Origin of the sequence: Bacillus sp. NMCC4, assembly GCF_002998555.1 — a bacterium.
In the GTDB taxonomy this organism is placed as follows: domain Bacteria; phylum Bacillota; class Bacilli; order Bacillales; family Bacillaceae; genus Bacillus.
The window spans coordinates 18,801-44,309 of sequence record NZ_PVRA01000010.1; the positions used below are offsets into that span (position 1 = coordinate 18,801).

Here is a 25,509-nt window from a genome sequence, read left to right on the forward strand (position 1 = left end):
GTGCCCCTCACTTTTGATGAAAGTGAGGATTTTTTATGCTTGTCTTTTCCACTAAAAAGATATATTGATATATTTTTTAATGCGTTTTGGTTCGTCCTTTCATGTACGAAAATAGACATTTGCTGACGAATATATAATGGAGAAACAAAAAAAGCAAACGTTTCATACTTTTTTTGATAGAATAGGAAGTATGAATAAAATGAGAAAATTGTTAAGTTGAAAGTGGGTGACATCGTGGGAAAAATCATAGCGATTACCAACCAGAAGGGCGGCGTCGGGAAGACGACAACTTCTGTTAATTTGAGTGCGTGTTTAGCATACATAGGTAAACGAGTGTTGTTAGTTGATATTGATCCGCAGGGCAATGCCACGAGTGGTATTGGGATTGAGAAGGCCGACGTAGAGAAGTGTGTGTATGATATTTTAGTTGATGATGCAGATGTCCTTGATGTGATTAAGACGACAGAGGTCGAAAATCTTGATGTCATTCCTGCGACGATACAGCTTGCAGGGGCTGAAATAGAGCTTGTGCCTACGATTTCACGTGAAGTGAGATTGAAGAGAGCACTTGAATCTGTTAAGCAAAATTATGATTATATGATTATTGACTGCCCGCCATCACTCGGATTACTGACGATTAATGCGTTAACAGCTTCCGATTCCGTTTTAATCCCGGTACAGTGTGAATATTATGCGCTTGAAGGATTGAGCCAATTGTTAAACACAGTTCGTCTCGTGCAGAAACATTTAAATACGGATCTTGCCATTGAAGGTGTCTTGCTGACAATGCTTGATGCACGAACAAATCTTGGGATTCAGGTCATTGAAGAAGTGAAGAAATACTTTAGAGATAAAGTCTATCAGACCGTGATTCCGCGAAATGTGAGACTGAGTGAAGCGCCTAGTCATGGGAAACCGATTATCTTGTATGATCCACGTTCAAGAGGTGCAGATGTCTATTTAGACTTAGCAAAGGAAGTGGATGCGAATGGCTAAAGGTCTTGGAAAGGGTATTAATGCACTATTTAACCATGTAGACTCAAATGAAGAAACGGTCGAAGAAATCAAATTAAAGGATTTGCGTCCGAACCCTTATCAGCCAAGGAAAACGTTTGATGATGATGCATTGTCTGATCTGAAAGAATCAATTCAGCAGCACGGTGTTTTACAGCCGATCATTGTCCGTAAATCGATTAAAGGATATGACATTGTAGCAGGAGAGCGCCGTTTTCGTGCAGCGCAACAAGCTGGTCTGACAACAATTCCTGCGATCGTTAGAGAATTCTCAGAAACGCTGATGAGAGAGATTGCCCTTTTAGAAAACCTGCAGCGCGAGGATTTATCTCCATTAGAAGAAGCGGAAGCCTATGCTTCCTTACTAGATCATCTAAGTGTGACGCAAGAGGAATTAGCGAAGCGATTAGGGAAGAGCAGACCGCATATTGCGAACCATCTCCGTCTTTTGACTTTACCGGATGAAGTACAAAAGCTGATTGCAGATGGAACATTATCGATGGGACATGGAAGAACATTGCTTAGCTTGAAAAACAAAAATAAGCTAGCGCCATTGGTAAAGAAAATCGTGGATGAGGGGTTAAACGTACGCCAGGTTGAGAAACTTGTTCAGCAGTTAAACGAAAATGTTCCACGTGAAACAAAGAAAAAAGAAGCACCAAAGGATCGAGTGTTGAAAGAAAGAGAGTCTTTCTTACAAAACTACTTTGGCACTTCAGTGACGATCAAGAAACAGAAGAAAAAAGGAAAAATTGAGATTGAATTTCTCTCCAACGAAGATTTAGAAAGAATCCTCGAATTGCTTTCTACGAGAGAATCATCAGAGTGACCATCTTGATACGAGATGGTCTTTTTTATATTCTCCCAGTGATATTTTGAATAGGAGCGAAAAGGGACCGATTTTTTTCTCTTGTCCAATCCATTTGATCAATGTGAGATAGACTTTCAGAAAGTGTATTGGCCATAGACATGACAAGATGAAGACGTGTGTTTTGGAGAACGAAGTATTCCATAAAACCGCTCACATTGACGATTCCATTAATATGAATATCTCCTACCTCTGGCAGCTCCTTTTGTACACCCGCCCCAGGCTTTAACGGGCCATCTCCAATTTGGAAGGAGCCTACACTTTTCACTCTTCCTAAACAGGCATCAATCGCTACAATAAACGGATGTTTATGAGCTTGTTCAATTTCAGCGAGCTTTTCTTTTAAATTGACCGCATGAACTGGGTCAGAGAGCGTTCCATATACATGAAGCTTTTTCAAATCAAGACCTGAAAGTTTTGTACCAACAAGTGGACCTAGAGAGTCGCCTGTTGAGCGGTCTGTTCCAATACAAACGATGGCAACGGGTCTTTTTCCTGCTTTCTGAAGATGCGAGAATAAAATACTTTTAAGCTGTTGAATGGCGTTTGTATCCGTATGGGACACGTATTCTTTCACCCTATTTCTAAAAAAAAGACCGTTCTTGCTATTCATAGGTCTCACTTCCTTGTCATAGTAGTTAGTAACAGTATACGGAAACAAGCTTAATTCTATACCTATGAGGTGATGATTGTGTGGAAGGCTGGTTCAAGGTGGACGCTTTTAATTTTAGGAAGCTTAATAGGAGCGGGGTATGCTTCCGGCCAAGAAATTTGGCAGTTTTTTGGCATTGATAGCGGACTAGCCATTCTATTGTTTACATTGATGTTCATGCTGTCTACCTATGTGGTGTTGAAAATCAGTTATGAGGTACGTGCTGATCACTTTGTGCCAGTGCTAGAGCGGCTTGTCGGTCCATGGCTGGCTAAAGTGTATGATGTTTTAATTGTCCTTTATTTATTCACGACAACGACAGTCATGATTGCCGGTGGCGGAGTGACGCTCGAAATGTATCATGTGCCATTTTGGATTGGCATCGGTGCATTTTGTCTGTTTTCATTTATGATTTTTTTCTGGGATGTGAAAGGGCTCTTATCTGTGAATGCTTTCATTATACCAATTTTGGTGGCGGGGCTCATCTATGCGTTTGTTTTTTATTATATGAACCATGATCATATGTGGCGGATTGATTTTGGGCAGCAGTACAATTGGCCTGCCAGCATTGTCTTTGCCTCTTTGAATATATTATCTGTGGTGGCAGTGCTGTCTTCGGTTGGGAAAGAAATGAAGGGGCTTGGAGAGGCCAAAGTGGCGAGTATATTAAGCGGCCTGATTTTTGGGGTCATCTCGTACGTGTATAACGAAATACTGGTTGATATTTCTGGGAGCCTATCAGCAGAAGGCATTCCTTTGTTTACAGTATTAGAAGGAGCACCGACATCATTGTTTGTGTTTATGACGGTTGTCCTTTGTCTAGCTATTTATACGACGACAGCTGCAGGTTTATTTGGTCTATCCAGCCGGATGCTCTCTTTTGTACCATTGCCTCGCTGGCTGGTTGTGCTGGTGATGCTTCTTTTGATGGCGCCTTTAACATCTCTTGGGTTTGCCGATTTGATTGCTTTCTTGTATCCGATATATAGCTTGCTGAATCTTTATTTGCTTGTCTGTTTAATGCTATATCCGATTTTAAGTAAAAAGATATTTTTCCGCTCTAAAAATTATATTGATAAAATAAAATAAGCACCTCTCTTTGTCAGAGCGGTGCTTATTTTATCCGAATAGAATCAATGGCGTCTTTGATATCATCATAGACTGGCATTTGCTTGAGACGCTGAAGTCGTTCCTCTAATTCTGAAATGGCTTGTCCCTTTAAATGCTGGGAGATGTGTTGTTTGACAATGGTCGTTTGGTTGATCATGTCTTCGGTTTTAGACAATTGATACTCCAAGTGCACGCGAGTGTTTGCTAATTCGTCATGAAGCCGCATTTTGAGCAGCCGTTTTAGATCCTTTCGCTGTCCTTCTCTGCGTATGGCCTGAATTGCGGCCATTTCTTCGGGGGACTGCGTCTGTGTTTGCGGTGCCGATTGATTTTCAAATACAGACATGGAGCGGCGGGCACTCACATTTTGCAAGAAACGCTGGGCGTCACTAGGAGGTTTATTTTGATTGATCATGCGATGACTCCTTTCTTAATGAATACCCATTTGCATCGCAAGGCGTCTATCTGCCTTGGCGTAGTCATCACCCATTGTGTACATATGTCTTGAAAGGGTAGAAAGTTCTTGTTCGTAATCTCTCAGGGTGTACAAGGCATTCAGCTGTTTTTCGTGTGAATAAAAGGAGGAATGATGTTGTTCCATCCTCACTTCCTCTACTAGTGCTTCCACATCACTAGGACTTAGTAAATCATAGTGACCAAAGCCGACGAGTCCTTTGAGCTCCTGTTTTACATGCTGGACGGCGTCTTTTACACTTTCATCGATCCCATCGATTTTCTCAAATATAGTGTGTACTTCATGTTCAATCACACTTTGGAGATCGTAGGATGAATTTTTCAGTAAATGGGATTTTATGATAATTTCAAGGCCGCTTTGTGCATATGCACGTCCAGAATGGATTTCTTGCAACAGCATGGCTGTAAAACTTGTATTATGATCAAGCTGTTCATCTAAAATACGGGCAGACCCATCTGTGTGAAATGAATACCCATTTACTTTGTAACTCCCAGAAATAAGAGCTAAAAAAGCATTTGTATCAAAGGATTCGTTCCATTCTATATTCATAGACGCAAATGCTGATTTTAAAAAGGTGTCAATTTCTCTTTTTTTGTATGTAACGGGTTCTTGGACGGCGTCTTGCTGCCGTGGCGGTACAGTATACTTGACTTGACCAACCCCATGATCATGACGATTGAGTAAACCTACATAATGACTAGGTTTAATATATTCAGTCAATATCCGTGTGTATTGACCTTGCTGCGCTTTCTGCTGAATCGCAGGCGACAGACTGCTCCATATATTTGGGCTATCAAAGGTGACGGCTTTTTTGACAGCTGGCTGTTCTGTTGCAACATAAGCACAAACAGCACCGGCAAGGGCTTGTCCAGTGAGATAGATACCTGCATTTGGATGCTGCTGACAGACTTGCTCTATGTATTCCTTTCCTTTAAAAAAGACATGATCTTGATTGCCATCAAGGGACTTCCTTTCAATGGGATAGGCATAATCCGTTTTGAGCAATGACTGTGCCGCGGTGTGTACATCTTGTGGCGAGGTCACCGGCATTTGATTTGGCTGCGGACAGTGAAAAGCGACGATGAACTCGTCTGATTGTTCCGGCTGCATCGTTAAACCATATAATTGATGATCGACCTTGAGAAAATCATGGACAGTGAGCGTTTGCTGACCTATTTCTATCGTATGGTGCTGCTGGTAATTGTCTATGTTTCCAGCATGATCGGATATGATTTTATATTCTTTATCAGTTAATCTATCCTTTCGATTGACCATCGTACCTGCTCCCTCACATAACATTTATGCAGATATCATAAATCAAAAAATATGGAAAAACCACAGCGTTCTACCAATAAAAACCTTTTGACCTACAGTGTTTGTGACAATATTGAAAAAAAGCGGAGTTTAAGTAACTATTGGTCACAAATAAAATGATCTAAAAGAAGGGTTTTTTCTATAAAAAAGAATAGGATGAATGATTGAAAGAGGTTCTTTGTTTTGTACATTGCTCTTCATCGCCGTTTTTTTGTACAATAGATTCAATGAAGTGAGCAAGAGAGGTGAAGGCTGATGGCAGACAAAGCGTTTGGGTTACATGACGTCGTTGAAATGAAGAAACCCCATCCATGTGGTGTCAATCGGTGGAAAGTTATTCGATTGGGCATGGATATTCGCATTAAATGTGAAGGCTGCGGGCACAGCGTGATGATCCCAAGAAGAGACTTTGAACGAAAAATGAAGAAAATTCTCGTCAAGCATGAGGAGCCAACTGCTTAAGTAGGCCTCATGCTTTTTTGATGAAATTCGTCTTTTGTATAGAAGAAGCAGGTGTAAATTCGCGTTTTAAAGCACTGATTAATCCTTTTTGGCAATGTTTCTTCTATTGATAATGAATAACGGTTAGCTTGTCTTTTCATGTAAACCTACTTATAATTGCTCTAGGTTCATATTACGCAGTATAACGAGCACGTTTGATATAGAGGAGATGAAAGAATGGCTTTAACAGCTGGTATTGTTGGCTTACCTAACGTCGGGAAGTCAACGCTATTTAATGCAATTACACAGGCTGGAGCGGAGTCTGCTAACTATCCGTTTTGTACCATTGATCCAAACGTCGGAATTGTAGAAGTTCCAGACGAGCGTTTGCAAAAACTAACAGAATTGGTGCAGCCGAAAAAGACAGTTCCGACTGCTTTTGAATTCACTGATATTGCCGGTATAGTCAAAGGGGCTTCTAAAGGTGAAGGTTTAGGAAATAAATTCCTTTCTCACATTCGTCAAGTAGATGCGATCTGTCACGTGGTGAGAGCTTTTGCAGATGATAACATCACACACGTATCAGGTAAGGTTGACCCTGTGTCAGATATCGAAACCATTAATTTAGAATTAATTTTGGCTGATTTAGAAACAGTTGAAAAGCGTTTGGCTCGTGTGAGTAAGCTTGCAAAACAAAAGGATAAGGAAGCGGTAGCTGAATTTGATATTTTGTCGAAGCTAATGGACGCATTTGAAGCTGGGAAATCGGCAAGATCTGTAGAATTTACAGATGAGCAGCAGAAGCTTGTGAAACAGCTTCATTTACTCACATCTAAACCAGTTCTTTATGTAGCAAATGTGAGTGAGGATGAAGTAGCGGATCATGACGGTAACGAATATGTGCAGCAAATCCGTGAGTTTGCTTCTGGTGAAAATGCTGAAGTCATCGTCGTTTGTGCGAAGATCGAGTCTGAAATTGCAGAGCTTGAAGGAGAAGAGAAGCAGATGTTCCTTGAAGAGCTTGGCATCAAAGAGTCAGGTCTAGATCAGCTGATTCAAGCATCTTATTCACTTCTTGGTTTAGCTACTTATTTCACAGCAGGTGAGCAGGAAGTACGCGCTTGGACGTTTAAAAAAGGAATGAAGGCACCGGAATGTGCTGGAATCATTCATACGGACTTTGAACGTGGGTTTATTCGTGCTGAAACGGTTGCATATGAAGATTTACTTGCTGGTGGAAGCATGTCTGCTGCAAAAGAGGCTGGAAAAGTCCGTCTAGAAGGTAAAGAATATGTAGTGAAAGATGGAGACGTCATTCATTTCCGTTTTAATGTATAGGTTCTTGTCATAGGCCAAGTAATTTGTTATAATATACAATTGTGAGTAATATAATTTATTGCTCCTTGCCCGTTTAGGGCCGCTTAGACCAAAAGGAGGTGCAATCAGATGAGAAAGTACGAAGTTATGTACATCATCCGCCCAACAGTTGACGATGAGGCTAAAAAAGCAGTTATCGAGCGTTTCAATAACGTGTTAACTTCTAACGGTGCGGAGATCACTGGAACAAAGGATTGGGGTAAACGTCGTCTTGCATACGAAATCAACGATTTCCGTGAAGGCTTCTACCAAATCGTAAACGTTCAATCTGACGCTGCAGCAGTTCAAGAATTTGACCGCTTAGCTAAGATCAGTGACGATATCATTCGCCACATTGTTGTTAAAGAAGAAGTATAAATCATTGAAATATATATTTAAAGGTGGTCTTTCAATATGCTAAACCGTGTTGTATTGGTCGGAAGACTAACAAAAGACCCTGAGCTTCGCTACACGCCTAATGGTGCGGCTGTAGCCACGTTTACTCTAGCTGTGAATCGTACGTTTACGAATCAATCTGGAGAGCGTGAAGCCGATTTCATTAACTGTGTTACTTGGAGAAGACAAGCCGAGAACGTGGCTAATTTCTTGAAAAAAGGAAGTCTTGCCGGTGTAGACGGTCGTTTGCAGACAAGAAACTATGAAAATCAGCAAGGACAGCGTGTCTTCGTGACAGAGGTTCAAGCTGAAAGTGTTCAATTTCTTGAGCCTAAGAGCGGCGGTGCTGGTTCAGGTGGATACAGCGGCGGTGGCAATAGCGGAGGCCAGTATTATGGCGGTAGCCAAAACGATCAGAATCCATTCGGAAATGAACCAAATCAAAATCCATATGGCAATCAAAGCAACCAACAAAATCGTAATCAGGGAAATAGCTTCAATGATGACCCATTTGCGAATGATGGTAAACCGATTGACATCTCCGATGATGATTTGCCATTCTAATTGATCTGAAAAATTGACTAAAGGAAAGGTGTGAAAACAAATGGCAGGTGGACGCAGAGGCGGTCGTGCGAAACGTCGTAAGGTATGTTTCTTTACTTCTAACGGTATCACGCACATCGATTACAAAGATGTTGATCTTCTTAGAAAGTTTGTTTCTGAGCGTGGTAAAATTTTACCTCGTCGTGTAACAGGAACTAGCGCTAAGTATCAACGTAAATTGACATTAGCGATTAAAAAATCACGTCAAATGGCATTACTTCCATACGTTACTGGTGAGTAAGTCGTTGACTTAAAAGCGGAGAGCCTCGAGCTCTTCGCTTTTTTTATTTGTCTCACTAAGAATCTCATCCGAATTGGCTAGAGCTGTTTTTGGCGGGCATCCTAGGGGAAGTATGTAAAAGAGAGAGAAAGTGACAGTTTGTTCTATACAAATACGGGATCAATCTGTCATATTGATAGTCTAGAAAATAATTGCAGTCAGGGCGTGGGAAGATGATTGAATTTAAGAAGGTATCGATGCAATTTTCTGATGAGCGCTATGCCGTTCAATCGGTTGATTTAGAGATTCAGAAAGGTGAATTTTTTGTATTTATTGGACCTAGTGGAAGCGGGAAAACGACGACATTGAAAATGATCAATCGTCTCATTTCTTCTACAGAAGGTGAGATTTACATAAAAGGTCAAAAAATAAATGATTATGATATGTATGAGCTGCGCTGGGATATTGGGTATGTTCTGCAGCAAATTGCTCTTTTTCCTCATATGACCATTGAAGAAAATATCGCCGTGGTACCAGAGCTCAAACAGTGGAGCCGGAATGAGACCAATAAGCGTGTCGATGAATTGATGCAGATGGTTGGGCTTGATCCTGCTATGTATCGACATCGAAAGCCGTCAGAGCTGTCTGGCGGACAACAGCAGCGTGTCGGTGTGGCACGTGCACTTGCAGCTGATCCTGAGATTGTCCTGATGGATGAACCCTTTAGTGCGTTAGATCCACTAACGAGGGAGAAATTGCAGGATGATCTGCTTGATTTGCAGCGCCGTATTCAAAAGACCATTGTCTTCGTGACGCATGATATGCAGGAAGCGATGAGGCTTGGTGATCGAATTTGTATCATGAAGGAAGGGAAAGTGGTGCAGATTGGTCGTCCAGAGGAATTGGTTCAACACCCAGTCAATGCTTTTGTTCGGGAGTTTGTCTCAGGGGCTGCTCGCCATGTGGGACATCAAGCGTTTGAGCTAGAGGCCATGGCTAGACCAATGGCTCATGAGGCTCTTTTAGGCTATGAAGCGATCACAGCACATGCCACGCTGGACGATGTCTTATCCCAATTGGCAAAGCATGAGGAATTGGCTGTGGAAAAGGATGGGGAGCGAATTGGACTAGTGAATCGTCAAGCGGTGATTCAGTTTTTAGCTGATTCTCCTAGAGAGAGGGGCGAGTCACATGAATGATTGGATCAGTGTGTTATTGGACCGAAAAGAACAATTGGGACACGCCTTACTTGAACATATTCAAATTTCTTTTATTTCTTTATTTTTAGCGATTTTGATTGCCATTCCATTAGGTATCTATTTAACGAGGGTGCCAAAGCTTGCAGAGTGGGTGATTGGGGTGACGGCGGTTTTGCAAACAATTCCGTCGCTCGCGCTGCTTGGCTTGTTGATTCCTCTCGTTGGGATTGGACAAGTGCCTGCCATTATTGCGCTTGTCGTCTATGCCTTACTCCCTATTTTAAGAAATACATATACAGGCATTCAGGAGGTCGACCCTTCCCTGAGAGAAGCGGCGCTTGCCATGGGAATGAATCACCGCAAACGGTTATTAAAGGTGGAGCTGCCTTTGGCCATGCCAGTCATCATGGCAGGTATCAGAACCGGGATGGTTCTCATTGTGGGAACTGCCACTCTTGCCGCACTGATCGGAGCTGGGGGATTAGGAAGTCTGATTTTGCTGGGAATTGATCGAAATGATATGTCGCTCATTGTCATTGGCGCTATACCAGCTGCCTTACTCGCACTCTTATTTGATGTGGTGCTGCGCACTTTTGAGAAAATCTCTTTTAAAAAGACTGTGATCTCTGTGACGGTTTTTGCTGTGATTGCAGGAGCAGTTGTCGCGGGTCCATTACTGTTTCAACAAGAAAAGAAAGAAATCACCATCGGTGGAAAGTTAGGATCAGAGCCTGAAATCCTGATCTCGATGTATAAGCTTTTAATTGAACAGGATACGGATATTCAAGTCAATCTTAAGCCTGGTCTTGGCAAGACGTCCTTTGTTTTTCAAGCTTTACGGTCTGGTGATATTGATATTTATCCTGAGTTTACCGGTACTGCGATTTCTGAGTTCCTCAAACAAACAGCGAAAAGCACAGATAAAGAAAAAGTGTATGAGCAAGCGCGGCGTGGTTTGGAATCATCCTTTCAGCTCCGCCTTCTTGAGCCGATGGCTTACAACAATACGTATGCTTTAGCCGTGCCTCAGTCGCTGGCTGATCAATATGATGTATCCAATATTTCAGATCTAGGCAAGATCAAGAATCGCATAAAGGCTGGATTCACCTTAGAATTTTCTGATCGACAGGATGGGTATCTAGGTATTCAAAAGACCTATCAATTTTCCTTTGACGATGTGGTGACGATGGAACCGAAGCTTCGGTATCGAGCGATTCAAAAAGGAGATATCAATTTAGTCGATGCGTATTCGACAGACAGTGAATTGAGGGAATACAAATTAAAGGTACTTGATGATGATCAGCATGTTTTCCCGCCATATCAAGGAGCACCGCTGCTAAGACAGGAGACATTAACTGAGTTCCCTGAGATCAAGACCTCTCTCAATAAGCTTGGTGGTCAAATCACAGATGATGAGATGAGAGAAATGAATTATGAAGTAAATGTGAAAGGTAAGGATGCATTTCAGGTTGCGAAAGCCTATTTAAAAAAGAAAAAATTACTGCAATAATCAAGGAAGAGCAGGTCTGTTATGTAAAAAGCAGACCTGCTTTTTTAAAAGGGAAAACAAAAACCGTTGACATTTATTTAAAAACATCATATCCTTAATTCGAGATAAATATATTTTTTTGATTTAATATCTCGAATTCGAGATAATATAAAGACGTCAGTAAAGACATAATGAATAGAGGCTTGTACTTCATGATGAGGAGGTCATTAGAATTGAAGAAAACAGAAGGAATTCACCATATCACAGCAATTGTAGGGCATCCTCAGGAGAACGTTGATTTTTATGCAGGTATTTTAGGACTTCGTCTCGTGAAGAAGACCGTTAATTTTGATGATCCAGGTACGTACCATTTATATTTTGGAAATGAAGGAGGATCTCCGGGGACGATTATCACGTTTTTCCCTTGGCCAGGTGCTCAAAAGGGACAAATTGGCGCTGGCCAAGTGGGCGTGACGACATATGTTGTACCGCCAGGCGCTTTCTCTTTCTGGAAGGAACGTCTTGAGCAGTTTGATATTTCTTATGAAATGGTTGAACGCTTTGATGAAGCCTTTCTCTCATTTGAAGATCCACACGGCTTGTTGATTGAGCTAGTAGAACGTGCGGAGGGAAAACAAAATGATTGGACATTTAATGGCGTAACGCCAGATGTTGCAATAAAAGGGTTTGGGGGAGCTGTTTTATTAACATCACAGCCAGAGCAAACGATGCAGCTGCTAGAACAAACAATGGGTTTTGAACGAGTTGAAGCAGAAGAGGATTATGTAAGATTTCGTTCATTTGGTGAGATAGGCAATGTCATTGATGTGAACAAGACACCTGTTGCACGCGGACGTATGGGTGTTGGGGTTGTGCATCATATTGCATGGAGAGCGACAGATGATCAGGATCAATTAGATTGGCAAAGACATATTGCGCAAAGCGGGTATCAAGTGACACCTGTGCAAGATCGAAATTACTTCAATGCTATTTATTTTAGAGAGCTTGGCGGCATATTATTTGAAATTGCGACTGATCCTCCAGGGTTTGCACACGATGAATCAGTGGAAACAATGGGTGAAGCATTGAAACTGCCACCGCAATATGAGGCGCAGCGCAGTCAGATTGAACAAATTGTGCTGCCAATAGATGTGAGAGAGATTAAAGGGAAAGGAGATTCATGATGAAGCATCTTTTTCGAAAAGGAAAGAATGAACAAAGACCTGTTTTGTTATTACTGCATGGTACTGGCGGGACGGAAGAAGATTTATTGCCGCTTGCCGATTTAGTAGATGCTGACGCATCCGTTCTTAGTGTGAGAGGAAATGTGTTGGAAAACGGTATGCCGCGCTTTTTCAGGCGTTTGGCAGAGGGTGTATTTGATGAGCAGGATTTAATTGAGCGTACAGAGGAACTATATACATTTATCGGAGAAGCAGCAGATGAATATGGGTTCGATCGTCACAATGTGGTGGCTATCGGATATTCTAATGGGGCAAACATTGCTGGAAGTCTTTTATTCCATTACGAGGATGCGTTAAAAGGAGCTATCCTGCATCATCCAATGGTCCCAAGACGCGGGGTTTCATTGCCTTCATTAGCGGGGAAACAAGTCTTTATCGCAGCTGGTGAAAATGACCCAATGTGCCGTCCAGAAGAATCACAGGAGCTCGAGCAGTTGCTGCAAGGCGCAGGCGCTTCAGTTACGCTTCATTGGGAAAATCGCGGACATCAGCTAACGAGAGAAGAAGTCGATGCTGCGGCATTATGGTATCGTCGTCAATTTTAATGAAGGTGGGGAATACAGGTGGGATTTTTACAGAAGCTTTTTGGGCAAACCAAACAAAAGGAGATGGAACAAATGGAAAACGTAAAATTAGCGATTATTTATTATAGTTCAACAGGTACAAACTATCAGATGGCAAAATGGGCTGAAGCTGGAGCGAAAGAAGCTGGCGCAGAAGTGAAGGTATTAAAGGTTGCTGAATTGGCACCAGAATCAGTTGTGGCATCAAATCCAGCATGGAAAGCACACTTAGACGAAACAAAGGATGTCCCAGAGGTTCAATTAAGTGATTTAGAGTGGGCAGATGCCATCATCTTTAGCATGCCGACACGTTTCGGTAACCTACCGGCTCAAATGAAGCAATTCTTAGACACAACTGGCGGCTTATGGTTCCAAGGGAAATTAGCAAACAAAGCAGTGAGTGCGATGACCTCTGCACAAAACCCAAATGGCGGGCAGGAACAGACCATTCTTAGCCTTTACACAACGATGTTCCACTGGGGAGCGATTATTGCCGCTCCTGGATACACAGATGACTCGTTATACGGTGCAGGGGGCAACCCTTATGGCGTGAGTGTCACTGTTGACCAAAACGGAAAGATCCAAGAGGATGCAGAAGCTGCTGCAAAACATCAAGCAAAACGTACAGTCAATGTAGCAGAATGGATCAAAAAGGGTCAAAACGCTTAATCGATGAATACAAAAAGAATGCAGCCTAGGCGCTGCATTCTTTTTTATTTAATAAGGATCTGATGGTGTGCTGTTGTTAATCGCTTCGTCCACGGCTTGTGCGGCGCCTGTAGAGCCTATAGGTCCGCTTGGCTGTTCTTGTTTGAAGGCTTTTAAGCCATCAGCGACACGCTTTCCGTAATCAGGGTCAGCCTTTGTAAAGTTTTCGATCATTTGCTCTTGAATGTCTTTTTGACAGGTCGCAAGGGTGTTGACTAAGTTCTTAATCAGTTCCTCACGTTCCCAATCATTGAAACGGCGATACGTTTCTCCGGCTTGGCCAAAGTTGTTCGGGCGGTCAATGGCTTCTCGTTTGACGTCACCCTCTACAAAAGGCGTATGATCTTTTCCATCCTGCTTGGCTTCTTTTAATCCGCCGAGGATCGATGGTTCATAATTCACATGAGGGTTTTGCTCTTTGCCTTGATCGACATGGTATTCCATTTGCCCATCTCTTTGATTCGTGGCCACATGCTTTTTCGGTGCATTGATCGGCAGCTGTAAATAGTTTGGCCCCACACGATATCGCTGCGTGTCAGAATAGGAGAAGGTGCGCCCTTGAAGCAACTTATCATCTGAGAAATCCAAACCGTCTACGAGAACGCCAGTCCCAAAGGCGACCTGCTCGACTTCTGCGAAATAATTTTCTGGATTTTTGTTTAACACCATTCGTCCAATCGGTTTCCATGGATAGTCATTCTTGTACCAAAGCTTTGTCGGATCAAGCGGGTCAAAGTCAAGGTGAGGATGGGCATCATCTTCCATGATCTGCGCATATACCTCCCATTCAGGATGATCTCCTTGCTCAATGGCTTCATACAAATCCTGTGTGGCATGATTAAAGTTTTCTCCTTGAATCGCTTGAGCTTGTTCTTGCGTCAGGTTGCGAATGCCTTGCTTCGGTTCAAAGTGATATTTGACCAGCACTGCTTTTCCTTCATGGTTCACCCATTTGTAGGCATGGACACCTGAGCCTTGCATGTGCCGATAGGTTGCTGGGATGCCCCATGGTGAAAAGAGAAATGTCACCATATGCGTCGCTTCAGGTGATTGCGAGACGAAGTCAAAAATACGCTCGCCGTCTTGACGGTTGGTGACAGGATCAGGCTTAAAGGCATGAACCAAATCAGGGAATTTCAAAGCATCTCGGATAAAGAAAATTTTGAGGTTGTTCCCCACGAGATCCCAGTTGCCTTCTTCTGTATAAAATTTAATCGCAAATCCTCTAGGGTCACGCAATGTTTCTGGTGAATGACCGCCGTGAATCACAGAAGAAAAACGAACGAAAACAGGTGTCTTTTTTCCTTTTTCCTGAAATAATTTTGCCCTTGTATAAGTGGAAATGGGTTCGTCACCGAATGTGCCATAGGCTTCAAAATAACCGTGAGCTCCGGCCCCGCGCGCATGGACGACACGTTCAGGAATGCGTTCACGATCAAAATGACTAATTTTCTCTAGGAAATCGTAGTTTTCAAGCGTAGTTGGTCCTCTATTCCCAACGGTTCTCATATTTTGATTGTCTGTTACGGGATGACCTTGCCGATTGGTTAAAGTGTCTTCTGACTCTGAAGATGGTTTAGGGTGTTGTTCTTCTTTCAATTAAATCCCTCCTTCAATATCTCCCTAACAATATGGTCATCATGCTCCCTATTTCATACAAGGATTGATATAATGATTGAAAACTTTCACGAGGAGCGAACCTGATGAATCGATTACACTGCCTTCACGCCCATCCGTCCAATCAGTCATATATAGAAGATGTTTTTGGCGATACCGATATTGCGCTTTATCACACGGTCGATTCATCATTTATAGAACGCGCTACACAAGATCCCACTTTTGATCAACACAAGCAGCAAGCCTATGTCATCAACAAACTGATGCAAGAAGATGAAGCCGATCTCATTCTGCTCACGTGTACACAATACATTGCCGCTTTGGGTAATCAGCAGCATCTTTTTAAACAACCGATTGTTCCGATCGATGAACCGTTGTTTGAGCTGATTTGTCAGGGAAAAGGGCCTCTTCAACTTGTGTTTTCAAACCCGGATACAGTGGAAGGGACGATGAAGCGGCTTAAATCATATGCAAAAGAGCACGGCAAACAGATTGATGCAGAAGTTATGGTGATGGAGGATGTCTTTCACCTTTGCCTAAATGGTGATATGCAGGCTTATGAGGAGCAAATCAAAAAGCAGCTCAGAAGATGTATGAAAAAAAGCGGAGATATTTGCGTGATGCAGCTATCGATGGTTCATGCGGCACAGCAGATGGAAGAGGAGACAGGCGTTCCGATCATTCATCCGCTTTCTCCACTTAAACAGTTTGTCCATCAAACAATATCTGCTTTGAAAGAGTGAACCTGTCTGGTTCGCTCTTTTTGTATAGAAACGGAAATGGGATGACATGTTAAAAAAATAACCGAGCGCAAACTATTTTCAAAAGGCGCGCGTCTATCCATTGTAAGAAATAACCGATGCGCATTTAAGATAAAGGAGCTCTTTGTAAAATGAAGAAACGAAAGATTGAGGATCAATTTGCTGATTACGTAATGGAGCATAAACACAGTTTTTATCGATTGTCCTATAGTTATGTCAAAAACCCAGAGGATGCGATGGATGTCGTTCAAGAGGCGATTCATAAAGCACTCAAATCTGTTCACCGATTAGAGGATGCGACCAAGATGCATAGCTGGTTTTATAAAATCGTGGTGAACGCTGCCCTAGACTTTTTACGAAAGAAGAAGCGGGTGAAAGTGACAGATGATGACACACTCGAATTCTTGTCAAAGGGTGAGTCAGATGTCTATGAGGATCAAGATGTCAGACGAGCCATAGAGGATTTGCCTGAGATGTACCGGGTTATCATCATTTTGAGATTCTTTGAAGATTTAAAATTAGAGGACATCGCCCATATTCTCGAAGAAAACGAAAACACCATCAAAACAAGATTATATAAGGCGTTGCGGCTTTTAAAAGTAGAATTATCGCAGGAGGAAATATAAATGGATAAGCATTTGGAACAGTTAAAAGAGGAATATTTAGAAATCCCTATTCCACCGGAATATGATGCTATGGTTGAACGAACATTGAAACGAAAAAACAAAAAACCTCATTTTCAGCAATGGACCATCGGACTTGTTGCTGCGGCTGCTCTATTTGTCACGACAGTTAATGTCAGTCCACAGGCGGCAAGAGCCATTTCAGAGGTGCCTGTCATTGGCGAGCTGGTGAAAGTCGTGACATTCACAGAATTTAAAAAGAGTGATCAAGGAACGAATATTGACCTTAAAACACCACACGTTTCAGGGCTTGGGGACGGAAAATTACAAGACAACCTGAATCAAAAATATTTAGCTGAAAACAAAAAACTGTATCAAGATTTTGAAAAGGAAACAAAGGGGTATAAAAATGGTCATTTAAGTGTAGAGAGCGGATATGAAGTGAGAACAAACAATGACCAAATTCTCTCGTTAGGTCGATACAAGGTGACGACTCAAGCTTCTGCGGCAGAGGAAATGACATATGATACGGTGGATAAGAAAAACCATGTACTCATTACATTACCAAGCTTGTTTAAAGATGACCGGTATATAGATGTCATTAGTGAAAATATTAAAGATCAAATGAAGAAACAGATGAAAGAGGATTCAAATAAGATTTACTGGATTGGCAAGGATGATATGGACCCATTTAAGAAGATTCAGCCGGATCAAAGCTTCTATATCAATTCAAAAGGCAAACTGGTGATTTCCTTTAATGAATATGATGTGGCACCTGGTTACATGGGTGTAGTTGAATTCACGATTCCAACAAGTGTGCTAAAGGATATTCTTGTCAGCGATATGTACATTCATTAAAAGAAGAAAAAAGACTGCTGAACATGTCAGCAGTCTTGTTGTGTTGATTAAGAAAGTGCCTCTGTCAGTGCAGGTACCACTTGTTTTTTTCTTGATACAACACCTTTTAGTAAAGCGGTGTTGTTTTCAAGTGTGACGTTAAATGCTTTTTCTACTTTTGCAGCTTCTGCACCGAGTGCAAGAGCAAGGGAGTCATTTTCTAAGATGTCTGTGATCACTAGAACGAATAGATCAAGACCTTTCGCTGCGATGACTTCATTGATTTTCGCTTCAATGTCAGCCTGTCTTGCTGTTACTTCCGCGATATCTACTGTATTAACTTGCGCAATTTCCACTTTGCTATTGCCTAGTGCGAATTCTTTTGCATCAATTGTAATTAATTCTTGAACCGTTTTTTGGCTTAGGTCAGCGCCAGCTTTCAGCATGTCTAGGCCGTAAAGTTCTGGATCTACCCCTGCAATTTTAGCTAGCTCATGCGCAGCATCAATGTCTTGCTGTGTGCATGTTGGGGATTTGAATAGCAAGGAATCAGAAATGATTGCAGATAAAAGCAAACCAGCGATTTCTTTTTCAATCTTCACTTGGTTCTCTTTGTACATTTTGTTTAAGATTGTTGCTGTACAGCCAACAGGCTCAGCGCGATAGTATAGAGGTTCACTTGTTTCAAAGTTGGCAATACGGTGATGGTCAATGACCTCAGTCACTTGTACTTGATCAATATCGCTTACACTTTGTTGGAATTCGTTATGATCGACAAGAATGACTTGCTTTGTTTCGTTTGCAGCTGTTTCAATGAAACGAGGTGCTTCTTGTTTAAAGAAATCTAATGCGTATTGTGTTTCTCCATTGATTTCTCCAAGTCTGACCGCTTCTGCCTGAACGCCGATTTTGTTTTTCAGATCAGCGTAAGCGATAGCAGAGCAAATCGTGTCTGTGTCAGGGTTTTTGTGTCCGAATACGAGTGTTTTTCCCATGTGAATTCTCCTTCTTACATTTATTGATGATGTTTCTATTCTAACAGCTTTTGACCTTGAATTCAGGGTTTATAGCTAAGAATAATCTAAAAAATTGTAACATGCTGATTGAAAAGTTGCATGTTCGAATCTATATCGGTGTTCCACGTGAAACGCTCTTAAGATAGCCTGCATTTTACTTGCGATTTGCCGCTATGGTAAAATAAAGGTTGGGGTAAGACATGGTGTAGCTTACATCGTACGTATACATAGAAGGACACATTGAGCAAGATATAGAAAAAGGATTGGATAGAGGTGAAGGTGTGAAACAAACAAAAGCGTTAGTAGAGGGCGCTATCATGATCAGTATTTTTTCTGTCATGATGCTGTTTTATTTGTATGTGCCGCTATTATCCATTATTTTCTTTCTAGCTGCTCCGATACCGATTATCCTCTATACAATCAGGCACGGCTTGAAAAAAGGAATTGCTGCTGGCGCTATTGGGATAGTGATCAGCTTTTTAATTGGGTCTCTTGCTGGACTCATGAGTGCGCCAATTCTGATTGCTGCCGGATTAGGCATGGGTGTTTTCTACAGCAGAAGGCAGCCTGGGAATGCCATCATTACAGGTGCGCTGATCTATTTATTCAGTTTTCTTATCTCCTTTATTGTCAGTGTTCAGCTTTTTCAAGTCGATATCATGGGTATCGCGAAAGAGTCGATTGAACAAATGATTCCGATGTTAGAGAGTGTCTTAAAGCAATCCGGCGCTTCTGAGCAGGACATTGCGAAGCAGCTGAAGCAGTTCAGAGAGATGCAGGATGCTGCTTTGAGTGCTTTGCCTGTAGCGCTGTTAATTGGTGTCACATTGCTGGCGTTCGTGAATCACTGGTTCGTGCAGCCTCTGATCAAACGGTTTGTCAAAGACATGCCGGTCTTGAAGAAATTTAAGGATATGCGGCTGCCAAAAAGCATGGTATGGTATTATTTACTCACACTGCTTTTGATGCTGATTCAGACGGAAAAAGGCAGCTTTTTATGGCTTGTTCAAACGAGTGCTTTTCAAATTTTATTTATACTGGTGCTTATTCAGGGATTTTCTTTTATCTTCTATTATTGCCACGAAAAAAGCATCTCAAAAGCGGTGCCCATTTTCGCTATCGTGTTAGGGGTTCTCTATCCGCCAGTCGGTGTGATTGTGCGTATTATAGGGATTGCTGACATAGGCTTTGATTTAAGAGAGAAAGTAAAAAACAAATAATTCACTCTGAATGTTGAGGAGTTGATATCAGTGCCAAGCTTCTATAGAAAACCTGTCATCAAGTATCCGATCATCGCTTTGATTGTCCTTGCGGTGGTCACAGTCCTCCTCAACCTTTATTATAATTGGATCATAGGAGCGGTTGGTCTTTTCGTTCTTGCAGGTGTGCTCTACTTCTTAAAGTGGGCAGATACGCAAGTGCAAAAAGAGATTGATTCATATATTTCAACATTATCCTATCGAGTCAAAAAGGTTGGAGAAGAAGCATTAATGGAAATGCCAATTGGTATTATGCTGTTTAATGACCAGTATTATATCGAATGGACAAATCCATTTCTCGCTTCGTGCTTTCATGAAAGCACGCTTGTCGGCAGATCTTTGTATGATACATTCGAGTCCGTTGTGCCTCTTATTAAACAAGAGGTCGAGACAGAAAATGTGACGCTGAATGACCGGAAATTCAAAGTCATTATTAAACGGTCAGAGCGCCTTTTATATTTCTTTGATGTCACGGAACAGGTGCAGATTGAAAGACAGTACGAAAATGAACGAACGGTGTTATCTTATATTTTTTTAGACAATTACGATGATGTCACGCAGGGTCTTGATGATCAGGTGCGCAGCACCATTAATAGTGAAGTGACGTCGCTGTTAAACAATTGGGCACAAGAATATGGCATTTTCCTGAAGCGAATTTCGTCTGAACGATTTATGGCGGTTCTAAATGAGAGCATTTTAGCAGAGCTGGAAGCGTCGAAGTTCTCCATTTTAGACGAGGTCCGTGAGAAAACAGGGGCGCATAGTGCGACGCTTACTCTGAGTATCGGGATTGGAGCGTCCGTTCCTTCTTTAAAAGAGCTTGGGGCACTTGCGCAGTCGAGTCTTGATCTTGCCCTCGGACGAGGCGGGGATCAGGTAGCCATTAAGCAGCCAAATGGAAAAGTGAAATTCTACGGCGGGAAAACGAATCCAATGGAGAAACGGACACGTGTACGCGCACGAGTCATTTCTCATGCTTTAAAAGAAATTGTATCTGAAAGCGGAAATGTCATGATCATGGGGCATAAGTTCCCAGACATGGACTCGATCGGTGCATCGATTGGAATTTTAAAGGTCGCCCAGGCCAATGGGAAAGAAGGCTATATTGTCATTGATGCCAACCAAATTGGTGACAGTGTTCAACGCTTGATTAGTGAGATTAAGAATTATGAAGATCTTTGGTCACGTTTTATCACCCCAGAGGAAGCCATGGAGCTTGCAGAGGATGATACATTGCTTGTGGTCGTGGACACACATAAACCGTCTCTCGTCATGGAAGAACGACTGCTCAATAAGATTGAAAATGTCGTGGTCATTGACCATCATAGACGCGGCGAAGAGTTTATCCGTGATCCATTACTTGTCTATATGGAGCCGTATGCTTCATCCACAGCAGAGCTTGTGACAGAGCTTTTAGAGTATCAGCCGAAGAAATTGCGTATTAACATGATTGAAGCTACTGCGCTTCTCGCAGGGATCATCGTGGATACGAAGAGTTTCTCGCTGAGAACGGGATCAAGAACGTTTGATGCAGCATCCTATCTTCGTGCGAAGGGGGCAGATCCTGTCCTTGTGCAAAAATTCCTAAAAGAGACAGTTGATCATTACATCAAACGGGCAAAACTCATTCAGCATACAGATTTGTATCAAAATCAGGTGGCGATTGCTTCATTGCCGTCAGACAGCTCGGAGTATTATGATCAAATTACGATTGCCCAGACGGCTGATTCTCTGTTGTCAATGAGTGAGGTAGAAGCGTCATTTGCTGTCGCTAGACGAGATGACAACACCGTGTGCATTAGTGCGAGATCATTAGGAGATATCAACGTCCAAATTATCATGGAAGCGTTAGATGGCGGCGGTCATTTGACTAACGCTGCCACCCAAATGTATGGTATAACCATTGAAGAAGCGGTAGAGCAGTTAAAAGCTGCCATTGATGAATATTTCGAAGGAGGGGTTCAAAGATGAAAGTCATCTTTCTAAAAGACGTAAAAGGCAAAGGGAAAAAAGGCGAAGTCAAGAATGTAGCTGACGGATACGCTCACAACTTTCTCATCAAACAAGGGTTAGCGGTTGAAGCAAATCCAACGAACCTAAGCGCATTGGAAGGGCAGAAAAACAAAGAGAAAAAGAATGCCATCCAAGAGCTTGAACAAGCGAAGCAACTAAAAGAGACACTTGAGGCGTTAACAGTGGAGCTCACTGCAAAATCAGGTGAAGGCGGACGTCTGTTTGGATCGATTACAAGCAAACAAATCGCTGATAAATTACAAAAAGATCATCAAATCAAACTCGATAAGCGCAAAATCGAGCTGAATGACGCCATCCGTGCATTAGGTTACACAAATGTACCGGTGAAGCTTCATCCAGAGGTACAAGCAACGTTAAAGGTTCATGTGACAGAACAAGCATAAAGCAGAAAAGAACCCGTCTCACGAGGAGGCGGGTTCTTTTTTTATGATGGATCTGAAATATAGACGCTTCGTCCGGCTCGCATACCGGATAAAAACATGAAAAATAGGATGATGATAAAGATGATAATGGATGGCGTCCATGTATGTGCGAGATCAAAAAGGATACCGATCATGAACGGACCAACGGCGGCTAATAAATAACCGAGAGACTGCGCCATTCCGGAAAGGGCAGCGGCTTGCTCCATATTGGTCGTCCGTAATCCGATAAATGTGAGCGCCAGACTGATGCTGGCACCTTGTCCAATACCGATCAATAAAACAGAGATCACGAGAATAGGCGTCGATCCTCCGAGAAGAAGTCCGATCATGCCGAGTAAATACACAAGGACAAGTCCGAAGACAAGCGGTCTTTGTGTTTTTAATTTTTCTGCAAAAACAGGCGTTAAAAAGGTGGATGGCAGCCCAGCAAACTGCATAATGGACAGCATCCAGCCGGCTGTCGACAGGTTCATTCCATGTGATGTTAAAATATCGGGAAACCAGGCGATGCTGCTATAGAAAAGGAATGACTGCAACCCCATAAAAAAGGTCACCTGCCATGCGACACGTGAACGCCATATTGGCTGCTCTGTGAGCGAAATGCTTTTGACGGCCGCTGTGTTCTGATGAAGAAGCTGTGGCGCCCAGACCATCATCGCGAGAAGAGCAAGGCCAGCCCATACGAGGAATGATGTATTCCAGCCGCCAGGCATCGTATGACTGAGTGGAACACTGACACCTGATGCAAGTGCCGCAAAGACGGACATCGAGGTCGTATACACGCTCGTCATCAATCCAGCATGTGCAGGAAATTTATGCTTCACGAGCCCCGGTAAGAGCACATTACATATTGCAATCCCGACACCGACAAGCGCGGTTCCCATCATTAAGAAGATGATCGTGCCAAACGAGCGAATCACAATCCCAAATAAAAGGACAGCAAGCCCAAGCCAAAGGGTTCGTTCATTGCCAAGACGTTTTCCGATTTTAGGTGCAATTGGAGAAAGCAATGCGAATGAGAGCAGTGGTAATGTTGTGAGAAAACCCGCAAGTCCATTTGAAAGCTGTAAATCGGAACGAATGGCGCCGATGAGAGGCCCCACGGACGTAATGGCAGGCCGCAGATTAAATGCAATGAGTAAAATCCCAGCAATCAGCAGGATGGTTTGTCCTTTACTGCGAGGATGTAATGTTGATTGTTCTAGATGTTGTTCCATGAATGTAAACTCCTTTATTTCTTTAAGAAGAACGATCTTTCTTCTGTTCAAGTTCTGCTAGTTTAGCGATTAAGATATGCTGCGGCATATGCATGATTTGTTCAATGGGTACATTGAGTGATGCCGCAAGTTTTTGTGCTGTATCGGCTGAGATTTGTAAAGGTCTCATGAGCAAATCCCTCCTCTTTCAATCTATACGTTCCAATATAACATATCGGCTTTGTGCCATGCTGATAAAAAATTAGAGTTCTCTTTTATAAAACCACTTTATGGCCGATAAGAAATTTTTTTGAAATTGTTTCAGATGATGGCCCTCCCCTTGTTCGATGTGATATTGCAGCTGCCAATCCTGCATCCCTTTCTGTAATAAAAGGTCATGTAGTTGTTTGTTGAATAAAGGCATGTGCTGTTGAGCAGATGTTTTGCCTTTACCTTCTTCACTGCCTACAGATAAATAGACAAGGTGCTCCACACACTGAATGCTTTGTTGTTTAGCAAACGGTAGAAAATCTTGATACCAAAATGACCCAGAGATAGATGCGATGTTTTTAAAAAGGGCAGGGTGCATCAATAGGGTATAAATAGCAAATAGTCCACCTAATGAAGCACCTACGTGACTATGTTGATGACAGGTCTGCTTGACTGGATATTCTCTTTTGATATATGGGAGCAAGTCATTTGCTAAAAATGACATATACGTCTGTGCCTCGCCATTAAAGTCAGGAAACTCAGAACGCAGTGATGACGCCTTCCATGGTGTATATTCATCAAGTCGATTGAAGGGGTGTATGCCGACAATGATGATTGGCGAGATGGTATTGGCTTCGATCATTCTTTCGATCTCTAGCAGGTGTGTTCTAAACAAAGAAGAGCCATCTTGTACAAAGACAGCTGGAACATCAATAGAGGTGTCCTGTGGAAGGTAAATATCAAGCTGACGCCCATTAAACTCGTCATATAGAAACGTTCCGTTCATGTGTATTCTCTCCTCAAGGTTTTCAACTACGCTGAAAAGAAGACAAAGAGCTAAAAATAAAGATCATTTTAGCCCTTTGTCAACAATCTGATCGCGCAAATTGGCGCTTCTTTTTTTAGTTGTTTTTCTCTAACCATTTGACAGCTTTATCAAGGAAGGTTGTTTTGCTTAGTGCTGTTCCTCCTTGAAGCATAGGATCAACGACATTTGCATTGATGTGCCCATTTTTCACAGCTTTTAGGCTTGTCCAAATTTTATTTTGCTCTAAGTCCTTCAATGCGTTTGGATTCGATGAGTTTTCCGCTTTAGAGAACTGAACAAAAATATAGTCAGGATTTAGTTCGCCCAGGCGCTCCATCGAAATCATCGCTTGTGCTTTGGCTTTTTTGATATCACTTGGTGCTGAAAATCCTAAGTCCCCATATAAGGTAGAGTTGAAGTATACGTCTTCAGGATACACGTACAGGTCGCCCTGTCTAATGCGTAAAATGACAGCTGTTTTGTTGTTGCTTTTGTCTTTCAGGGTTTCTTTCGCTTGTTTGAGATCTTTCTGATAATCAGAAATGATGTTTTTGGCTTCTTCACTCTTTCCAGTCAGTGTACCGAGCAATAAAAGATTGCTTTCCCAGTCAGAAGAGACATGGGATACTGGGATCGTCGTTTGGACTTTATCCAGTTTTTTAATTGTTGCAGGCGGGAACTTTGTTGATCCGAGTATCACGTCTGGTTTTAGTTTTAAGATTTTCTCTAGGTTTGGTTCTGTTTTTTCACCGATGCCTTCTGTTTTCGCTGTGATGTCTTTAAATAATTCAGGGAATGTGCCGCCTACGGTAGAAGCACCAATAGGTTGGATACCAAGTAATTTTGCATCTTCCATTGATTCTAGGCTTCCAGCAATGACGATTCGTTTCACTGGTGTTTTGAGCTTGTACGTTTGATCTAAGTAATTGATTTTTGTTTCTGTTGCTTCAGCTGACTTGCTTTTGGCTGTGTTTGAAGCAGGTTTATTTTCTGTAGCACCACAGGCTGCTGTGGTGATCGTCATGATACAAAGGGTAAGCAATGCTAACCATTTTTTCATTTGTTTTCTCCTTT

Annotated in this window: 28 protein-coding genes; 19 read left to right on the forward strand and 9 right to left on the reverse strand. The window is 42.2% G+C overall.

The genetic code is table 11. The annotated features are described in order from the left end of the window. Positions 1–234: 234 nt before the first annotated feature. Complete coding sequence (gene soj / locus C6Y02_RS16365) at positions 235–996, forward strand: sporulation initiation inhibitor protein Soj (RefSeq protein WP_034620351.1); 762 nt, start codon at positions 235–237, stop codon at positions 994–996. Continuing rightward, the gene (locus C6Y02_RS16370; RefSeq protein WP_060597705.1) at positions 989–1,843 is read left to right on the forward strand and encodes a ParB/RepB/Spo0J family partition protein; all 855 of its coding nucleotides are present in this window, start codon (positions 989–991) and stop codon (positions 1,841–1,843) included. Before soj ends, C6Y02_RS16370 begins: the two co-directional genes overlap by 8 nt. A gap of 25 nt (positions 1,844–1,868) precedes the next feature. On the opposite strand, the gene yyaC is transcribed toward C6Y02_RS16370, so the two are convergent. Next, positions 1,869–2,495, reverse strand: coding sequence for a spore protease YyaC (yyaC, locus tag C6Y02_RS16375; protein WP_034660655.1), 627 nt, complete (start codon positions 2,493–2,495; stop codon positions 1,869–1,871). A 72-nt stretch (positions 2,496–2,567) separates the two neighbouring features. Here yyaC and C6Y02_RS16380 point away from each other — a divergent pair, with 72 nt between their 5' ends. Further along, positions 2,568–3,623, forward strand: coding sequence for a YkvI family membrane protein (locus C6Y02_RS16380; RefSeq protein ID WP_106031708.1), 1,056 nt, complete (start codon positions 2,568–2,570; stop codon positions 3,621–3,623). A 25-nt stretch (positions 3,624–3,648) separates the two neighbouring features. Here C6Y02_RS16380 and C6Y02_RS16385 read toward each other — a convergent pair whose 3' ends face one another. Next, the gene (locus C6Y02_RS16385; protein WP_060597704.1) at positions 3,649–4,059 is read right to left on the reverse strand and encodes a hypothetical protein; all 411 of its coding nucleotides are present in this window, start codon (positions 4,057–4,059) and stop codon (positions 3,649–3,651) included. 15 nt (positions 4,060–4,074) lie between these two features. Then, the gene (locus C6Y02_RS16390; RefSeq protein ID WP_106031709.1) at positions 4,075–5,394 is read right to left on the reverse strand and encodes a hydrolase; all 1,320 of its coding nucleotides are present in this window, start codon (positions 5,392–5,394) and stop codon (positions 4,075–4,077) included. A 294-nt stretch (positions 5,395–5,688) separates the two neighbouring features. Here C6Y02_RS16390 and C6Y02_RS16395 point away from each other — a divergent pair, with 294 nt between their 5' ends. The 10 genes from C6Y02_RS16395 (at position 5,689) to wrbA (ending at position 13,613) form a co-directional block, all read left to right on the forward strand. Further along, positions 5,689–5,895: a DUF951 domain-containing protein gene (locus C6Y02_RS16395; RefSeq protein WP_012011910.1), complete on the forward strand. Its 207-nt coding sequence runs from the start codon at positions 5,689–5,691 to the stop codon at positions 5,893–5,895. Between the two features lie 216 nt (positions 5,896–6,111). Beyond that, the gene (ychF, locus tag C6Y02_RS16400) at positions 6,112–7,212 is read left to right on the forward strand and encodes a redox-regulated ATPase YchF (RefSeq protein WP_034660650.1); all 1,101 of its coding nucleotides are present in this window, start codon (positions 6,112–6,114) and stop codon (positions 7,210–7,212) included. 108 nt (positions 7,213–7,320) lie between these two features. Beyond that, positions 7,321–7,608 carry a 30S ribosomal protein S6 gene (gene rpsF / locus C6Y02_RS16405; RefSeq protein ID WP_003215073.1) on the forward strand — a complete coding sequence of 96 codons (288 nt, stop codon included), beginning with the start codon at positions 7,321–7,323 and terminating at the stop codon, positions 7,606–7,608. Between the two features lie 36 nt (positions 7,609–7,644). Then, entirely contained in the window at positions 7,645–8,190 is a 546-nt protein-coding gene (gene ssbA / locus C6Y02_RS16410; RefSeq protein ID WP_034660649.1) for a single-stranded DNA-binding protein SsbA, read from the forward strand. A gap of 40 nt (positions 8,191–8,230) precedes the next feature. After that, positions 8,231–8,470 (forward strand): 30S ribosomal protein S18, encoded by a 240-nt coding sequence (gene rpsR, locus C6Y02_RS16415; protein ID WP_008347556.1) that lies wholly within the window; start codon positions 8,231–8,233, stop codon positions 8,468–8,470. 212 nt (positions 8,471–8,682) lie between these two features. Then, complete coding sequence (locus tag C6Y02_RS16420) at positions 8,683–9,648, forward strand: ABC transporter ATP-binding protein (RefSeq protein ID WP_106031710.1); 966 nt, start codon at positions 8,683–8,685, stop codon at positions 9,646–9,648. Then, the gene (locus tag C6Y02_RS16425; RefSeq protein ID WP_106031711.1) at positions 9,641–11,158 is read left to right on the forward strand and encodes an ABC transporter permease/substrate-binding protein; all 1,518 of its coding nucleotides are present in this window, start codon (positions 9,641–9,643) and stop codon (positions 11,156–11,158) included. Before C6Y02_RS16420 ends, C6Y02_RS16425 begins: the two co-directional genes overlap by 8 nt. 191 nt (positions 11,159–11,349) lie before the next feature. Then, a complete protein-coding gene (locus tag C6Y02_RS16430) occupies positions 11,350–12,321 on the forward strand; it encodes a ring-cleaving dioxygenase (protein ID WP_189318273.1) in 972 nt (323 codons plus the stop codon). Beyond that, the gene (locus C6Y02_RS16435; RefSeq protein WP_060597699.1) at positions 12,318–12,926 is read left to right on the forward strand and encodes an alpha/beta hydrolase; all 609 of its coding nucleotides are present in this window, start codon (positions 12,318–12,320) and stop codon (positions 12,924–12,926) included. Before C6Y02_RS16430 ends, C6Y02_RS16435 begins: the two co-directional genes overlap by 4 nt. Before the next feature lie 72 nt (positions 12,927–12,998). Further along, positions 12,999–13,613, forward strand: coding sequence for an NAD(P)H:quinone oxidoreductase (gene wrbA, locus C6Y02_RS16440; protein ID WP_189318274.1), 615 nt, complete (start codon positions 12,999–13,001; stop codon positions 13,611–13,613). Between the two features lie 48 nt (positions 13,614–13,661). Here the strand turns inward: wrbA and katX are convergent, their stop codons facing one another. Beyond that, positions 13,662–15,161, reverse strand: a complete 1,500-nt coding sequence (katX, locus tag C6Y02_RS16445) for a catalase KatX (RefSeq protein ID WP_231135476.1) — start codon at positions 15,159–15,161, stop codon at positions 13,662–13,664. A 194-nt stretch (positions 15,162–15,355) separates the two neighbouring features. Here katX and C6Y02_RS16450 point away from each other — a divergent pair, with 194 nt between their 5' ends. The 3 genes from C6Y02_RS16450 (at position 15,356) to rsiV (ending at position 17,511) form a co-directional block, all read left to right on the forward strand. Further along, positions 15,356–16,012, forward strand: coding sequence for a hypothetical protein (locus tag C6Y02_RS16450; RefSeq protein WP_106031715.1), 657 nt, complete (start codon positions 15,356–15,358; stop codon positions 16,010–16,012). A gap of 149 nt (positions 16,013–16,161) precedes the next feature. Beyond that, a complete protein-coding gene (gene sigV / locus C6Y02_RS16455; protein ID WP_106031716.1) occupies positions 16,162–16,656 on the forward strand; it encodes an RNA polymerase sigma factor SigV in 495 nt (164 codons plus the stop codon). Further along, positions 16,657–17,511: an anti-sigma-V factor RsiV gene (gene rsiV / locus C6Y02_RS16460; protein WP_106031717.1), complete on the forward strand. Its 855-nt coding sequence runs from the start codon at positions 16,657–16,659 to the stop codon at positions 17,509–17,511. A 47-nt stretch (positions 17,512–17,558) separates the two neighbouring features. Here the strand turns inward: rsiV and C6Y02_RS16465 are convergent, their stop codons facing one another. Further along, complete coding sequence (locus C6Y02_RS16465; protein ID WP_106031718.1) at positions 17,559–18,485, reverse strand: manganese-dependent inorganic pyrophosphatase; 927 nt, start codon at positions 18,483–18,485, stop codon at positions 17,559–17,561. Positions 18,486–18,787: 302 nt separating this feature from the next. Between C6Y02_RS16465 and C6Y02_RS16470 the strand changes: the two genes are divergently transcribed. Genes C6Y02_RS16470 through rplI form a run of 3 tightly spaced genes read left to right on the forward strand, consistent with a single transcriptional unit; the run spans position 18,788 to position 22,182 of the window. Beyond that, the gene (locus C6Y02_RS16470) at positions 18,788–19,726 is read left to right on the forward strand and encodes a YybS family protein (protein WP_142393579.1); all 939 of its coding nucleotides are present in this window, start codon (positions 18,788–18,790) and stop codon (positions 19,724–19,726) included. A 30-nt stretch (positions 19,727–19,756) separates the two neighbouring features. Then, positions 19,757–21,736: a DHH family phosphoesterase gene (locus tag C6Y02_RS16475; protein WP_060597693.1), complete on the forward strand. Its 1,980-nt coding sequence runs from the start codon at positions 19,757–19,759 to the stop codon at positions 21,734–21,736. Next, on the forward strand, positions 21,733–22,182 hold the full coding sequence (rplI, locus tag C6Y02_RS16480) for a 50S ribosomal protein L9 (protein WP_034323903.1): 450 nt from the start codon (positions 21,733–21,735) through the stop codon (positions 22,180–22,182). The genes C6Y02_RS16475 and rplI overlap by 4 nt, the downstream gene beginning before the upstream one ends. Before the next feature lie 41 nt (positions 22,183–22,223). On the opposite strand, the gene C6Y02_RS16485 is transcribed toward rplI, so the two are convergent. The 4 genes from C6Y02_RS16485 to C6Y02_RS16500 all read right to left on the reverse strand — a co-directional run bounded on the left by C6Y02_RS16485 (position 22,224) and on the right by C6Y02_RS16500 (position 25,495). Next, positions 22,224–23,438, reverse strand: a complete 1,215-nt coding sequence (locus tag C6Y02_RS16485; protein ID WP_106031720.1) for a CynX/NimT family MFS transporter — start codon at positions 23,436–23,438, stop codon at positions 22,224–22,226. A gap of 22 nt (positions 23,439–23,460) precedes the next feature. Beyond that, positions 23,461–23,607, reverse strand: a complete 147-nt coding sequence (locus C6Y02_RS16490) for a YycC family protein (RefSeq protein ID WP_003214589.1) — start codon at positions 23,605–23,607, stop codon at positions 23,461–23,463. A gap of 72 nt (positions 23,608–23,679) precedes the next feature. Then, the gene (locus tag C6Y02_RS16495) at positions 23,680–24,414 is read right to left on the reverse strand and encodes an alpha/beta hydrolase (protein ID WP_060597691.1); all 735 of its coding nucleotides are present in this window, start codon (positions 24,412–24,414) and stop codon (positions 23,680–23,682) included. Positions 24,415–24,529: 115 nt separating this feature from the next. Then, entirely contained in the window at positions 24,530–25,495 is a 966-nt protein-coding gene (locus tag C6Y02_RS16500; RefSeq protein WP_034660636.1) for an ABC transporter substrate-binding protein, read from the reverse strand. Positions 25,496–25,509: the final 14 nt, after the last annotated feature.